This window comes from Microbacterium sp. 22296 (genome assembly GCF_052045385.1).
In the GTDB taxonomy this organism is placed as follows: Bacteria; Actinomycetota; Actinomycetes; order Actinomycetales; family Microbacteriaceae; genus Microbacterium.
The window spans coordinates 440,413-454,542 of the sequence record NZ_JBQEOS010000002.1; the positions used below are offsets into that span (position 1 = coordinate 440,413).

At 71.3% G+C, this 14,130-nt stretch carries 12 protein-coding genes; 3 read left to right on the forward strand and 9 right to left on the reverse strand.

The features are described from left to right. Positions 1-24: 24 nt before the first annotated feature. The 6 genes from ACTJJP_RS05580 to ACTJJP_RS05605 all read right to left on the reverse strand — a co-directional run bounded on the left by ACTJJP_RS05580 (position 25) and on the right by ACTJJP_RS05605 (position 7,376). Positions 25-1,164, reverse strand: a complete 1,140-nt coding sequence (locus ACTJJP_RS05580; RefSeq protein WP_440774027.1) for a sirohydrochlorin chelatase — start codon at positions 1,162-1,164, stop codon at positions 25-27. Beyond that, positions 1,161-2,300 carry a uroporphyrinogen-III synthase gene (locus ACTJJP_RS05585; protein ID WP_440774028.1) on the reverse strand — a complete coding sequence of 380 codons (1,140 nt, stop codon included), beginning with the start codon at positions 2,298-2,300 and terminating at the stop codon, positions 1,161-1,163. Before ACTJJP_RS05585 ends, ACTJJP_RS05580 begins: the two co-directional genes overlap by 4 nt. Next, positions 2,297-3,529, reverse strand: coding sequence for a uroporphyrinogen-III C-methyltransferase (cobA, locus tag ACTJJP_RS05590; RefSeq protein ID WP_440774029.1), 1,233 nt, complete (start codon positions 3,527-3,529; stop codon positions 2,297-2,299). The genes ACTJJP_RS05585 and cobA overlap by 4 nt, the downstream gene beginning before the upstream one ends. After that, on the reverse strand, positions 3,526-4,074 hold the full coding sequence (gene nirD, locus ACTJJP_RS05595; protein WP_440774030.1) for a nitrite reductase small subunit NirD: 549 nt from the start codon (positions 4,072-4,074) through the stop codon (positions 3,526-3,528). Before nirD ends, cobA begins: the two co-directional genes overlap by 4 nt. Before the next feature lie 29 nt (positions 4,075-4,103). After that, a complete protein-coding gene (gene nirB, locus ACTJJP_RS05600) occupies positions 4,104-6,761 on the reverse strand; it encodes a nitrite reductase large subunit NirB (protein WP_440774031.1) in 2,658 nt (885 codons plus the stop codon). A 177-nt stretch (positions 6,762-6,938) separates the two neighbouring features. Continuing rightward, positions 6,939-7,376 carry a nitroreductase family deazaflavin-dependent oxidoreductase gene (locus tag ACTJJP_RS05605; RefSeq protein ID WP_440774032.1) on the reverse strand — a complete coding sequence of 146 codons (438 nt, stop codon included), beginning with the start codon at positions 7,374-7,376 and terminating at the stop codon, positions 6,939-6,941. Between the two features lie 65 nt (positions 7,377-7,441). Between ACTJJP_RS05605 and ACTJJP_RS05610 the strand changes: the two genes are divergently transcribed. Both ACTJJP_RS05610 and ACTJJP_RS05615 read left to right on the forward strand, forming a co-directional pair. Next, positions 7,442-8,893 (forward strand): NCS2 family permease, encoded by a 1,452-nt coding sequence (locus tag ACTJJP_RS05610; protein ID WP_440774033.1) that lies wholly within the window; start codon positions 7,442-7,444, stop codon positions 8,891-8,893. 313 nt (positions 8,894-9,206) lie between these two features. After that, positions 9,207-9,806 carry a hypothetical protein gene (locus ACTJJP_RS05615; RefSeq protein ID WP_440774034.1) on the forward strand — a complete coding sequence of 200 codons (600 nt, stop codon included), beginning with the start codon at positions 9,207-9,209 and terminating at the stop codon, positions 9,804-9,806. Positions 9,807-10,131: 325 nt separating this feature from the next. Here ACTJJP_RS05615 and sucD read toward each other — a convergent pair whose 3' ends face one another. Together sucD and sucC are read right to left on the reverse strand one after the other, a co-directional pair. Continuing rightward, a complete protein-coding gene (gene sucD, locus ACTJJP_RS05620; RefSeq protein WP_440774035.1) occupies positions 10,132-11,034 on the reverse strand; it encodes a succinate--CoA ligase subunit alpha in 903 nt (300 codons plus the stop codon). A 19-nt stretch (positions 11,035-11,053) separates the two neighbouring features. Next, positions 11,054-12,217: an ADP-forming succinate--CoA ligase subunit beta gene (sucC, locus tag ACTJJP_RS05625; RefSeq protein ID WP_440774036.1), complete on the reverse strand. Its 1,164-nt coding sequence runs from the start codon at positions 12,215-12,217 to the stop codon at positions 11,054-11,056. 196 nt (positions 12,218-12,413) lie between these two features. Here sucC and ACTJJP_RS05630 point away from each other — a divergent pair, with 196 nt between their 5' ends. After that, entirely contained in the window at positions 12,414-13,454 is a 1,041-nt protein-coding gene (locus tag ACTJJP_RS05630; protein WP_440774037.1) for an alcohol dehydrogenase catalytic domain-containing protein, read from the forward strand. Here ACTJJP_RS05630 and ACTJJP_RS05635 read toward each other — a convergent pair. Then, entirely contained in the window at positions 13,420-13,614 is a 195-nt protein-coding gene (locus ACTJJP_RS05635; protein ID WP_440774038.1) for a hypothetical protein, read from the reverse strand. The two genes, ACTJJP_RS05630 and ACTJJP_RS05635, sit on opposite strands and share 35 nt — an antisense overlap. Between the last annotated feature and the right edge of the window lie 516 nt (positions 13,615-14,130).

Genomic DNA, 14,130 nt, shown 5'->3' on the forward strand with positions numbered 1-14,130 from the left:
ACCCGGGCTGCCGGAGCCCGCCTCTCAGGCGCGGCGGCGTCGCCGCACTCCCCCGTCGTCGGAGAGGCCCGCGACCGCGAGGACGACGACCCCGACCACGGTCACGACGAGCGTGACCAGCACGGCACGACCGGTCGCCCGCGCGACCCGCTTCGCGATGCGGCCCCGCGGAGGGGCTCCTGAGTTCGTCGAGACGACCGGCCCCCGCGCAGAGGCCCCTGAGCCCATCGAAGGAACCGACCCCCGCACAGAGGCCCCTGAGCCCATCGAAGGGACCGGCTCCCGCGCAGAGGCCCCTGAGCCCGTCGAAGGAACCGACCCCGACCCGCGCCCGGAGGCTTCGACAAGCTCAGCACCCTCCGCCGGCGCACGCCCGGAGGCTTCGACACGCTCAGCCCCCTCCGCCTGCGCACTCCCGGGTGCGTCGGCGGGCTGAGCTCCGGCGGCGGCGAAGCTGCACGAGCGATCGCACCCCGCGCACCGGGCAAGAGCTCCTCGCGCGCAGCGCCAGCGCTCCCACACGACCTCCGCCAGTCGCGGGTCCGCGCCGATCGGCTCCGAGGTCAGGTCGGCATCCGCCTTCTCGATCACGCGCGAGAAGTGCCCGGGGGCGAGCACGTAGCTCCCGGCGACCGTGCGGTGTCCCGCGGACCGCGCGGCGTCCACGGCATCCGGAATGCGGGGCTCGGATGCCGCGGCGTACGCCGTCACGATAGGGGCGGCCAGGCCGGCATCCGCCATGAGCTCCGCCATCCGCTCGACGTCGACGACGGCGCCGGGGCGGGTGGATCCGGCCGCGGCGAGCACGACCGTGTCGGAGGCGCCGGCGCCGGTGGCGCGCACGCGGTCGACGAGGATCTCCGCGAGCACCGGGTGGGGCCCGAGCGCGCGGGCGATGGGCAGACCTCCCGCGGCTTCGACGAGGTCGACCTCGGTGTGGTAGCCGGTCGACAGCAGCAGCGGCACGATCACGATGTCGTCCGTGCGCTCGCGAGCGGCGGCGACCACGTCGGTGACGTACGGCCCGTGCACGTCGACGTAGGCCTCGAGTACCTCGACGCCCGCGGGCGCGGTCTCGCGCAGCACGTCGAGCAGGGCGCGGATGACGACGCGTCCTTCTTCGAAGCGGGTGCCGTGGGCGCAGGCGATGAGCACCGCGGTCATGAGTCCTCCTCGTCGACGATGTCGAGCCGGTATCCGCGCTTGTAGACCGTGCGGATGAGGTCGATGCCGCCGAGCGCCTCACGGGTGCGGGCGACGGCCACCTCGACCGCGTGCCCGCTGGCCTCGGCGCTCGACAGCGCCGCCACCAGGTCGGTGCGCGAGACGACCGCGCCGGGGTGACGCGCCAGGGCCCGGAGGATCTCCACTCCCGTGCGCGGCAGGGCCGTGAACACGCCGTCGAGGACGATCCCGGCGGAACGGATGCCGAGACGACCGGCCGTCGTGGGGATCGCGGGCGCGTCGGGCCCGCCGTAGTGCGTGACGACCGCGCGGACGAGGGCGCCGAGGCGCCCGCGGTCGGGCACGAGCGGCACGATCCCGGCCTCGAGGAGGGGTCCGGCGGTGATGGGGCCGACCGCGGCCATCAGCACCCGCCCGTCTCGGGCACGGGACGCCACCCCCTCGAGCGCGTCGGCGCGTTCGGCTGCAACGATCCACTCGCGGGCCGCGGGGGCCGAGGTGAACAGCACGGCGTCGACCTCGCCGCGGGCGACCTGGCGGGTGGAGGCGGCGACGACCTCGGGGTCGGGGGGCGGGCCCCAGCGATAGATGGTGAGGCTCGTCACGCGCGCCCCGGCCGCCTCGAACGCCTCGTCGAGACCGTCGGCGCCCGAGCCGTGGTGCTGCACGGCGACGTGGAGCCCGTCGATGCCCTCGGCGACGAGGAAGTCGCGCAGCTCCGCCGCCGTCTCGCTCTCGGCGACCCAGTCGGCCTCGAACCCCGCCTGCTGGATCGCCCCGCGCGCCTTGGGGCCGCGCGCGACGATGCGCGCCCGCCCCAGCACGGAGCTCAGGTCGTCGTGCAGGCCCGCCTCGTCGGCGGTCTCCATCCAGCCGCGGAATCCGACGCCGGTCGTCGCCACGACCACGTCGGGCGGGTCCACGACGAGCTGGCGGGTCTGGGCGACGAGCTCCTCGTCGTCGACGTGCGAGATGATCGTCAGCGCCGGGGCGACGCGCACACGGGCTCCGTGGCGCTCGAGGGCGGCCGAGAGCTCCCCCGACCGCCGGTCGACCGGAAGCAGCACGGTGCACCCCTGGAGCACCGTGCTGATCGTGCGGACGGGAACGGTCACCCGATCCCCTCGCCCCGCAGTGCGGGGACCGGCAGAAGCAGGTCGGCGCGGGCGACCTCACCGAACACCAGCACCGCCGGGTTGGCGAGGCGGTGGGTCTCGGCATCCTGGATCGCCGTGCCGAGGGTGGTGCGGATCGTGCGCTGGGCGGGGGTGTGGCCGTTCTCGACGAAGGCGACGGAGCGCGTGTCGGGCGCCCCTGCGGCGCGGGCTGCGGCGACGAACCGGGGCAGAGCGCTCACCCCCATCAGCGCGACCACCGTGGCGGTGTCGTCGCGAAGGGCGGCGAGGGTGGCCTCGCTCGGCGTCTCCTGACCGTTCACAACGTGCAGAGTACCGGCCACGCCCCGGTGCGTGACCGGGACACCCGCGGCCGACGGGACCGCGATGGCGCTCGAGATGCCGGGGACGACCTCGACGGGGATGCCGGCGGCCCGGCACGCGAGGACCTCTTCGCCGCCGCGGCCGTAGACGAAGGGGTCGCCGCCCTTCAGACGCACGACCCTCAGGCCCCTCGCGGCGCGGTCGACGAGGATCGCGTTGATCTCGTCCTGCGGCACGGGGTGGTGCTGCGGACGCTTGCCGACGTCGATGAGTTCGACGTCGTCGCCGAGTTCGGCGAGCACGCCGGTGGGTCCGAGGCGGTCGTGCACGACGACGTCGGCCTCGGCGAGCAGGGCGCGGGCGCGCACGGTCAGCAGGTCGATCGGACCTGGGCCGCCGCCGACGAGCGCGACACCCCCCACGGGTGTGCGCCGTCGGCGGCGGAGCGGAAGGGCGCCCTCGGCGAGGCGCGCAGCGATGGCGTCGCGCACGGCGACGCTGCGGCGCGGGTCGGCACCGGCCGCGGAGACGACGCCGACCAGGACGTCGCCGCTGGTGGTCTCGGCGGCCAGGCGCGCGGTGCCCTTGCCGCCGTGCCCGGCGTTCACGCACCACACGCGGCGTGCCTCGGCCGCATCGACCACGAGGGCGTCGATGGATGCCGACCCGGTCGCGGTGTGGCAGAACCAGGCGTCGTCGAGGTCGGTGGCGACGAAGGGCCGTTCGAGCCATTCGATCTCGCCCGCCGAAGCGAGGGCCGCCAGACCGGGGGTCGCATCGGGCGCGACGACGCGCACGCGCGCACCGGCGGCGCGGAGCCGCTCGATGCGGCGTTCGGCGACGCGGCCGGCACCCACGCAGACGACGAGGCGGTCGGTGAGGTCGAGTCCTGCGAGGGCGATCATCGGGGGTCTCCTTCTGCGGCGATCTTGACCACGACGACGCCGTCGTCGACAGCCACCGGGTATACGCCGAGCGACTGCGGTTCCTTGCCCTGCGTGTCGAGGCACGCCCCTGTGCGCAGGTCGAAGACCTGCTTGTACATGGGGGATGCCACCGTGGGCACGCCCTGACGATCACCCACGATCCCGCGCGACATGATCGCCGCGCCACTGAACGGGTCGATCTGGTCGGTGGCGTACAGGCGCCCCTCGTACGTGCGGAAGAGGGCGATCTGCCGGTCGCCGAGGAGGGCGGCGGCCCCGCGCTCGACGAGCAGGTCGTCGAGGCGGCAGACCCGGACCCAATCTGCGACGGGGGCGGGCGGAGCCGCCGGGCTCGCCGCGGGGGTCGGTCCGGTGGGCGCGGGGGCCGCCCCGGTGGCGGCGGGCGCGGGGGCGCTTGCACCGTCGGCGGGCACGGCCACGGGGGCCGGCCCCCCGGTGCCGGACGCGGCGGAGGCGGGGACCGTCGCGGTCGGGTCCGACAGGGTGAGGGAGTCAGGTGTCATGGCATCCGTCCTCGTGGCATCCACGATCGTCATGAGCGCACCGCCAGCGTCGTGCCGCCGATGAACACGGCTCCCGAGGTGCGCTCCTCGGCCGTGGCCGGACGAGCCTGGCCGCGCTCCGCGACGTACGCGAGCGAGGGGTCGGCGACCTCGGGGGCGTTGACGAAACTCTCGAACCGCTTGAGCTTCTCGGGGTCGGCGAGGGTCGCGGCCCACTCGTCCTCGTAGTTGTCGATGTGCGAGGCCATCGCCCGGTCGAGGTCCTCGGCGATGCCCAGCGTGTCGTCGAACACGACGCCCTGGAGCGCCTCGAGACCTCCCTCGTAGTCCTCCATCCACGGTGCCGTGCGCTGCAGCCGGTCGGCGGTGCGGATGTAGAACATCAGGAACCGGTCGATCGCCCGCAGCAGCCCGTCGTCGTCGAGCCCCTCGGCGAAGAGCACCGCGTGGCGCGGGGTGAAGCCGCCGTTGCCGCCGACGTACATGTTCCAGCCGGCCTCGGTCGCGATGACCCCGACGTCTTTGCCGCGGGCCTCGGCGCACTCGCGGGCGCAGCCCGAGACGCCGAACTTGATCTTGTGCGGCGAGCGCAGGCCCCGGTAGCGCAGTTCGAGCTGCACGGCCATGCCGACGGAGTCCTGCACGCCGTAGCGGCACCAGGTCGAGCCGACGCACGACTTCACCGTGCGCAGCGACTTGCCGTAGGCGTGTCCCGACTCGAAGCCGGCGTCGACGAGGCGCTTCCAGATGTCGGGCAGTTGGTCGAGACGCGCTCCGAAGAGGTCGATGCGCTGTCCCCCCGTGATCTTCGTGTAGAGCCCGAAGTCGCGGGCGACCTCGCCGATCACGACGAGTCCCTCGGGGGTGACCTCTCCACCGGGGATGCGCGGGACGACGCTGTAGCTGCCGTCGCGCTGGATGTTGGCCATGACGTGGTCGTTGGTGTCCTGCATCGTCGCGAGCTCGCCGTCGAGCACGTGCCCCGAGTACAGGCTCGCCAAGATGCTGGCGAGCGCCGGCTTGCAGATGTCGCAGCCGCGGCCGGTGCCGAAACGCTGGACGATCGAGGTGAAGGTCGTCAGCCCCGACACCCGGACGGCGTCGAACAGCTGCGCACGGGTGAACGAGAAGTGCTCGCACAACCCGTTCGAGACTTCCTTCCCGGATGCCGCCAGCTCGGTCGCCACGAGCTTCTTCACCAGCGTGAAGCACGAGCCGCACGCCGCTCCCGCCTTCGTGCACGCCTTGACCTCTGCGGCATCCGCACAGTTGTGCTCGGTGACGGCATCCCGGACGGTGCCCGCGGTCACGCCGTTGCACGAGCAGACGATCGCGTCGGCCGGCAGATCGCCCTGCGGGGCCGGCGCGAGGTCGGAGGGCATGAGGTACGCGGCCGGGTCGCCCCCGAGGGCGCGACCGACGAGAGGGCGGAGCGAGGTGTACGCCGACGCGTCGCCGACCAGGATGCCGCCGAGCAGCGTCTGCGCGTCGTCGCTCAGGACGAGCTTCTTGTAGACACCCGACACGGGGTCGGCGTAGGTGACGTCGAGCGCGTTGGGCGTCTCGGCGAACGCGTCGCCGAAGCTGGCGACCTCGACGCCCGAGAGCTTCAGCTTGGCCGAGGTGTCGAAGCCGGGGAACGACGCCTCTCCTCCCAGCAGGCGGGTGGCGGCGACCTCGGCCATCGCATACCCCGGGGCGACGAGACCGATGCACTGGCCGTCGAAGCTGGCGACCTCGCCGATCGCGAGAATCGAGGGGTCGGACGTGTCGCACCCTCCGTCGATCACGACGCCGCCACGGGCATCGACGGCGAGCTCCGCGGTGCGGGCGAGTTCGTCGCGGGGGCGCACGCCGACCGTGAAGACGACGATGTCGACGGCCTCCCACGTGCCGTCGCGCAGCTCGATGCCGCACACGGCGCCGGAGACGTCGGCATCCACCCGGGTGGTCACCGATGACGTGCGCACCTCGATGCCGCGCGCCTCGATGAGCCGCTGCAGCGCCTTCGCACCGCCCAGGTCGAGCTGGGCCGACATCAGGCGCTCGTTCGACTGCAGCACGAACGGCGAGACGCCCTCGGCCTGCAGGGCGCCCGCGGCTTCGAGCCCGAGCAGGCCTCCGCCGACGACGGCACCGCGCAGGGGGCGACCCAGCTGCGCCGTGCGCTTCGCGACCCAGTCGCGCATGCCGGCGACGTCGTCGAGGGTGCGGTAGACGAAGCAGCCGCGGTGGTCGAACCCGTCGAGAGCGAGGCGGGCGGCGTACGAACCCGTGGCCAGCACGAGACGGTCGTAGGAGTGCGTGGAGCCGCCGGCCGTCGTGACGGTGCGGTTCTCGCGGTCGATTCGCGTCACGCGCGCGTCGGTCTCGACGCGCACGCGCTCGTGGTCGAGCACGGCGCGGTCGAGGGCGAGGTCATCGGGCGTCTTGCCGCTGAAGTAGCCGGTCAGGCCGACGCGATCGTAGGGACCCCGGGCCTCGTCGCCGAGCACCGTGACCGACCAGCGGCCGTCGGCGTCGCGGCTGGTGAGGCTCTCGACGAAGCGGTGCGCCACCATGCCGGCGCCGACGACGACGACGGAGCCGGATGACGCGGGGTGGAGCACGCCGTCACCGTACGCGGCGGACTTTGCGCGGCGGTCAGCGGCGTGTTTCGTACCGGTTGCGGGGTTCGTGCGGGCCATGCCCCGACGCTAGGCAACGGAGGTTTCCCCCGCCCTCGCCCCGGCGTTACCCCCGGCGAACGTTTCTCTCACGCGACGGCGGGGTTCGTGTGAGGTTTGTTCGGTGCGTCCGGTCCCTTCGACAGGCTCAGGAACCTCACTCCAGGCGGCTGAGCCCGTCGAAGCCACCGGGACCAGTCAGCCGACCGGCTCCAGCACGAACAGCTCGATACGACGGTCGGTCTTCTTCTGGTACTCGTCGTAGTCGGGCCAGACCTCGGTCGCGTAGCCCCACCACTCCTCGCGCTCGGCCCCCTCGGCCTGGTGCGCGTCGTACTCCTTCTTCACATCGCCGTCCTGGAGCGCGACGCGGGGGTTCTTCACGAGGTTGTAGAACCAGGCCGGGTGCTCGGGGGCCCCGCCCTTGGATGCCACGACCGCGTACCGACCGTCATGCTCGACGCGCATGAGGGCGGTCTTTCGCAGACCGCCCGTTTTGGCGCCGACGGTGGTGAGGACGATGATGGGTACGCCCCGCATGTCGGCGGACTCCTTGCCCCCGGTGGCTTCGAACGTCTCCGCCTGCTGGCGGGCCCATTCGCTGGTGCTGGGTAGATACTCTCCTGAGAGTGACATAGCTCACACGATACGGCGGCGTCTTCCCCTCCGGTCTAGCCCTTCCCCCTTTTTCTGGAGCCTTCATGAGCGCTTCCGCTCCCGAGACCACGACCGTCCCCGCCCCGAAGAACCGTCTCGACAGCTTCTTCGAGATCACCGCGCGCGGCTCGACCGTCGGCGCCGAGGTGCGCGGCGGCGTGGTCACCTTCGTGACGATGGCCTACATCGTCATCCTGAACCCGATCATCCTGTCGGGCACCCCCGACGTCGCGGGCAACGCCCTCGGCTTCCCGCAGGTCGCCGCGGTCACCGCCCTCACCGCGGGCGTGATGACGATGCTGTTCGGTCTCGTCACCCGTCTGCCGTTCGCGTTCGCGGCGGGCCTGGGCATCAACTCGTTCCTCGCCGTGGGGATCGTCGGCGGGGTCACCTGGCCCGAGGCGATGGGCCTGGTCGTCATCAACGGGCTCATCATCGTGCTGCTCGCCGTGACGGGACTTCGCCGCATGATCTTCGAGGCGGTGCCGCTCGCCCTCAAGACGGCGATCACCGTCGGCATCGGCCTGTTCATCGCCTTCATCGGCTTCGTCGACAGCGGTCTGGTCACCTCGACCGGCCTCAACTCTCCCCCGGTCGGCCTCGGCGTGGGCGGATCGATCGCGACGATTCCGACCGCCCTGTTCGTGCTGACCCTCGTCATCACCGCCGTGCTGATGGTGCGCAAGGTCAAGGCCGCACTGCTGATCGGACTCGTCTCGGGCACCGTCATCGCCGTGATCGTCGAGGCGTTCCTGGGCCTCGGCGCCAAGGCGGAGGGCAACGCCGGCGGGTGGGGGCTGAGTGTTCCCACCCTGCCGTCGCAGCTCGTGAGCCTGCCCGACCTGTCGCTGGTCGGCCAGGTCGACCTGGTCGGCTCGTTCGGCCGCATCGGTGTCCTCGCCGCTCTCATGCTCGTCTTCACCCTCGTCTTCACGAATTTCTTCGACGCGATGGGCACGATGACCGGCCTCTCCCGTGAGGCGGGCCTCGCCGCCCCCGACGGCACCTTCCCGCGTCTGCGTTCCGCCCTGGTGATCGAGGGCATCGGCGCGGTCGCCGGAGGCGCGACCTCCGCGTCGTCGAACACGGTGTTCATCGAGTCGGGATCCGGTATCGGCGAGGGCGCCCGCACAGGCCTCGCGAACGTCGTCACCGGCGGCCTGTTCCTGCTCGCGATGTTCTTCACGCCGCTGACGAGCATCGTTCCGACCGAGATCGCGGCCGCCGCCCTGGTCATCGTCGGTGCGCTGATGATGGGTCAGATCCGCCACGTCGACCTCAGCGACCTGTCGGTGCTGATCCCGGTCTTCCTCACCGTGACCGTCATGCCCCTGACGTACTCGATCGCCAACGGCATCGGCGCGGGGTTCGTCAGCTGGGTGCTCATCCAGGCCCTGTCGGGCCGCGCGCGCCGCGTCAGCCCCCTGCTGTGGATCGTCGCCGCCGGCTTCGTCGTCTTCTTCGCCCGCGGTCCGGTGGAGGCGCTGCTCGGCTGAGCCCGAGGCCCCTTTTCGGTCGCTGCCGCGGCGCCACGGCCCCTGCCACGGCCACCGCCGAGATCACTCCCGATCGGCGAGATGACCCGCGTTCGCCTCGAACCGCGGGTCATCTCGCGAACGTCCCGTCATTTCGACGCACCTGCCACCGACGCCGAACGCGCCGTGGGGATCGGCAGCCCCCGCGACGCGAGCCCCACGACGATGAGAAGCCCGTGAGACGTCTCTCATGTTGGCGCTAACACGACCGCATTGGCCTACCTTCGTCACACGGATGCAACGACCGCATCCGTCACTTCGAAGGAGAAGACCCATGCAGAAGACGAACCTGTCCCCCCGTCGTCATCGCACCGTCCTCGCCGCCGCACTGGCGGTGGCGGGGATCCTCGGAACGGGAGCACTCGCCGCCCCACCCGCCATCGCCGCCCAGGGTGAGATCACCTACACGCTGCATCAGAACTCACCCCCGTCGGCCGATGAGCAGGACGCGTACGGCCGCATCACCGCAGCGATGAACGCGGCTGTCGGCCGCTACAACAACCTCTCCGACCTCACCAAGCAGATCAACGTGTACTACGCCCCGGGCGTCCCCACCGCCGAGGCGAACATCAACGGCGACCTGCGCTTCGGCGACAACCGCTCGTTCATGAGCGAGCGGACGGCCCTGCACGAGATCTCGCACACGATCGGCGTCGGCCAGAGCGGCGGGTTCTTCACCCTCTGCGGCTCCGGCACCTGGACCGGACCTCAGGCCAACGCCCTCATCAAGAGCTGGGACGGCCCCGACGCCACCATTTCCTGCGGCGGCGGTCACTTCTGGCCCTACGGGCTGAACTACGACAACGAGTGGTCGGAGCTCAACGCCGACCGCCACGTCGACCTCGTCGAGGCGATGGTCGCCGACGGCATGTAGGAGTCCCCGCGCGCACGCACTGCCGAGATGACCGCCGTTCACCGAGATGACGCGTGATCGCCCCGAAACGCGCATCGGTTCGCGAATCACCGGTCATCTCAGTGCCGTCCCGCGAGAGCGACCGACCCACCGTCGCCCACGAACGCGGAAGCGCCGAAACCGCATCCGTTTGTCCAGGCCGCACGGGTTTGTCGCGAATCCCCCGCGTTCTCGGCAATCGCGTACGGTTTCGCGGCGCGTGCTCGCCACCCACGCGCGCACGCCGCGCCCCGGGAACGCAGGAGGGCCCGGATGCCATGGCATCCGGGCCCTTCTCGGTGAAGCGTCAGAGCGCTTCGATGATCTCGCGCATCAGCGACGCGGCCTCGGACGGCGTCTTGCCGACCTTGACGCCGGCGGCCTCGAGGGCCTCCTTCTTCGCCTGAGCGGTACCGGCCGAACCGGAGACGATGGCGCCGGCGTGGCCCATGGTCTTGCCCTCGGGCGCGGTGAAACCGGCCACGTAGCCGACGACCGGCTTGGTGACGTTGGCCTTGATGAAGTCGGCGGCGCGCTCTTCGGCGTCTCCGCCGATCTCGCCGATCATGACGATCGCCTTGGTGTCGGGGTCGGCCTCGAAGGCTGCGAGCGCGTCGATGTGCGTGGTGCCGATGATCGGGTCGCCGCCGATGCCGATGGCGGTCGAGAAGCCGAGGTCGCGCAGCTCGAACATCATCTGGTAGGTCAGGGTGCCCGACTTCGACACGAGGCCGATCGGGCCCTTGCCGGTGATGTTCGCAGGCGTGATGCCCACGAGCGCCTCACCGGGCGTGATGATGCCGGGGCAGTTCGGGCCGATGATGCGGGTCTTCTCGCCCTTCGACTTCGCGTAGGCCCACGCTTCGGCGGTGTCGCCGACGGGCACGCCCTCGGTGATCACGACGAGGAGGGGGATCTCTGCGTCGATGGCCTCGACCATCGCGTCCTTCGTGAAGGCCGGGGGCACGAACGCGATCGACACGTCGGCACCGGTCTCGCGGATGGCCTCTTCGACCGACGCGTAGACGGGGAGCTCGACGTCGTTGCCGGCGGCGTCCTTGTGCGTGACCGTGGTGCCGGCCTTGCGGGCGTTCACGCCACCGACGACCTGGGTGCCGGCCTTCAGCATGAGGGCGGTGTGCTTGGTGCCCTCGCCGCCGGTGATGCCCTGGACGATGACCTTGGAGTCCTTGTTGAGGTAGATCGACATGGTTCTGTTTCCCTATCCCTTACGCGTTGGCCAGTTCGGCGGCCTTGTCGGCGCCCTCGTCCATACCGGCGGCGAGGGTGACGAGCGGGTGGTTGGCGGCGGCGAGGATCTCGCGACCCTCTTCGACCTGGTTGCCGTCGAGGCGCACGACGAGGGGCTTGGTCGCGGTGTCACCGAGGATCTCGAGGGCCTTCACGATGCCCTCGGCCACGGCGACGCACGAGGTGATGCCGCCGAAGACGTTGACGAAGACGCTCTTGACCTGCTCGTCGCCGAGGATGACGTCGAGACCGGCGGCCATGACGGTCGCCGAGGCGCCGCCGCCGATGTCGAGGAAGTTGGCGGGCTTGACGCCGTTGTGCTTCTCGCCCGCGTAAGCGACGACGTCGAGGGTCGACATGACCAGTCCCGCGCCGTTGCCGATGATGCCGACCTGGCCGTCGAGCTTGACGTAGTTGAGGTCGTGCTGCTTGGCCTTGGCCTCGAGCGGGTCGGCCGCGTCCTTGTCTTCCAGCTCCTCGTGGTCGGGGTGGCGGAAGCCGGCGTTCTCGTCGATCGAGACCTTGCCGTCGAGGGCGATGATGTCGCCGTCTTCGCTCTGGATGAGGGGGTTCACCTCGACGAGCGTGGCGTCCTCTCCCTTGTAGACGTTGAAGAGCTTGACGAAGACGTCGGCGACCTTGGGCGCGAGCTCCTCGTCGAACTTGGCGGCGCGAGCGATCTCGAGCGCCTTCTCGGAGGTGATGCCCTCGATCGGGTCGACCTCGATGCGCGCGAGCGCCTCGGGACGCTCGACGGCGAGCTCCTCGATCTCCATGCCGCCCTCGACGCTCGAGAGCGAGAGGTAGGAGCGGTTGGCGCGGTCGAGCAGCACCGAGAAGTAGAACTCCTTGGCGATGCGGGCGCCGGCGGCGACCATGACGCGCTTGACGACGTGACCCTTGATGTCGAGGCCGAGGATGGCCTGAGCCGCCTCGAAGGCCTCGTCGGGCGTCTTCGCGACCTTCACGCCGCCGGCCTTGCCGCGGCCTCCGGTCTTGACCTGGGCCTTGACGACGACGACACCGCCGATCTTCTCGGCAGCCGCCTTCGCCTCCTCAGGGGTGTCGGCGATGATGCCGGCGAGTACCGGCACCTCGTACTTTTCGAACAGGTCTCGTGCCTGGTACTCGTAGAGATCCACGGACAATCCTTCGCTGGGCGATCGGTGGTGGGAGGAGGCGAACTCTCTCGATATCAAGAGATCTTCACCAATCAACAACCCTACCCGACCAGGCCGAAACCCCCGGACCGCGGCCCCTTCGAACGGAGGGATGCCACGCCTCAGCGCCCTCACGTGCGCGGCATCTCGGCAGGGGCTAGCCTCTCCCCAACCGACGATGGGAGCCACCGTGCACGCTGCCTTCTTCTCGCGGACGGGCGACCCGTCGGTCATCGACTGGGGCGAGCTCCCCGATCCGGAGCCCGGGCCCGGCCAGGCGCGCGTGCGGACCGAAGCGGTCGCCGTGGATGCCGTCGACGCGCTCGTGCGCTCCGGCCGCTGGAGCACTCCGCTGGCGCTACCGGTGGCGGTGGGCCGTGATCTCGTCGGTGTGGTCGACGCCATCGGCCCGGGCGTGAGCGGACTGCGTGAGGGCGACCGCGTCTGGACCAGTTCGGCGGGCTACGCCGGACGCCCCGGCGCGACCGCCGAGCTCGTCGTCGTCGACCGCGACCGGCTGTACGACGTTCCGGATGCCGCTGACCCCGTCGCCTTCGTCGCCTCGCTGCATCCGGCGACCACCGCCGTCGCCGCGCTCCACCTGCGCGCGGGAGTGCAGCGCGGCGAAACGCTCGTCGTCGTGGGCGCCAACGGCGCGGTCGGCGCGGCGCTCGTGCAGGAGGGCGTGGCATCCGGAGCCGACGTCGTCGCGGTCGTCCGCGACCCCCGCGCGGCGGACGCCCTCGGCGAATGGGGTGCCGAGGTCGTCGTCGCCGACGCCGGCTCCGCGGCCGATGCGGTGGCGGTGCGCCGGCCGGACGGCATCCAGGTCTTCGTCGACACCACCGGCCGCGCCGACACGGCGTCCGCGGTCGCGCATTTGGCCCCGCGGGGACGGGTGATCGTGCTGGCCGGGCGCACCTCTGCCCAGATCGACCTGTGGGCGCTGCAGGTGCGCGAACTGCGCGTCGAGGGGTTCATCCTGAGCGCGCTCGACGTCTCAGAGCTGCGAGAGGTTGCGGGTCGGGTGAACGCCCGCTGGACCGAGGGGCGTCCCCTCACCGCCCACGTCGGCGAGGTTCTCGGATTCGCGGATGCCGCCGACGCCCACCGCCGCATGGAGGCGGGCGACCTGCCCCGCACCGCCGACGGCTTCGTCGGCCGCCTCGTGCTCGTGCCCGACGCTACTTCTTCGGTCGCACCGCGAACCACGCGATGACGGCGCCCAGGATGCCGAGCATCAAGCCGATCGAGATGCCGAAGCCGACGCCGATCGTCGGCACGAGCAGGCCGAGCACGGGACCCGCGATCATGCCGACGACGACCCCGGTGATGAGGTGATGCAGAAGTCCAGCGTCTGCTACGGCCTCGCCGCCCATGCGGTGACTCTAGGGAGCCGGCATCGGCCCCGCCAGTGCTTGACGGGCCGGCGCGGGTTCCTCGCTTAGGTGGCCACCTCGGTGCCTTCGCGCGCGGCGCGTCATCACGACCGACACGACGGTCAGCACGAGGGCCGACCGCCGGACGCGTGTCGAGGACCCTGTCGCGCGACAGCCACCGTCCAGACGAAATCGCCGTCCGCCGCTGGTGAGTAGACCCACCACGATGAGTCGGCGCTCAGCTGCCACCCGTCGCCGATCGACGTCGGTATCGGGATGAGATCCGACCCCAGCCGCGGGGCGGGACGTGCCGCCTTCCAAATCGCCTCAACCTGAGTCCACTGGCGCGCACTTCGAACCGGTGTCCCGCACCACCTGCCTGCAGCTCGAAACGCGGCCGGTCGATGACGGAACGCCCTCTCGACGTCGATGCCGCACGGGAGGGCCGATCGGACCACCATGGCCCGCCCGGGAGTGGCCGACGTGCTCCAGTGAGCGGCGCACGCGGGACACACC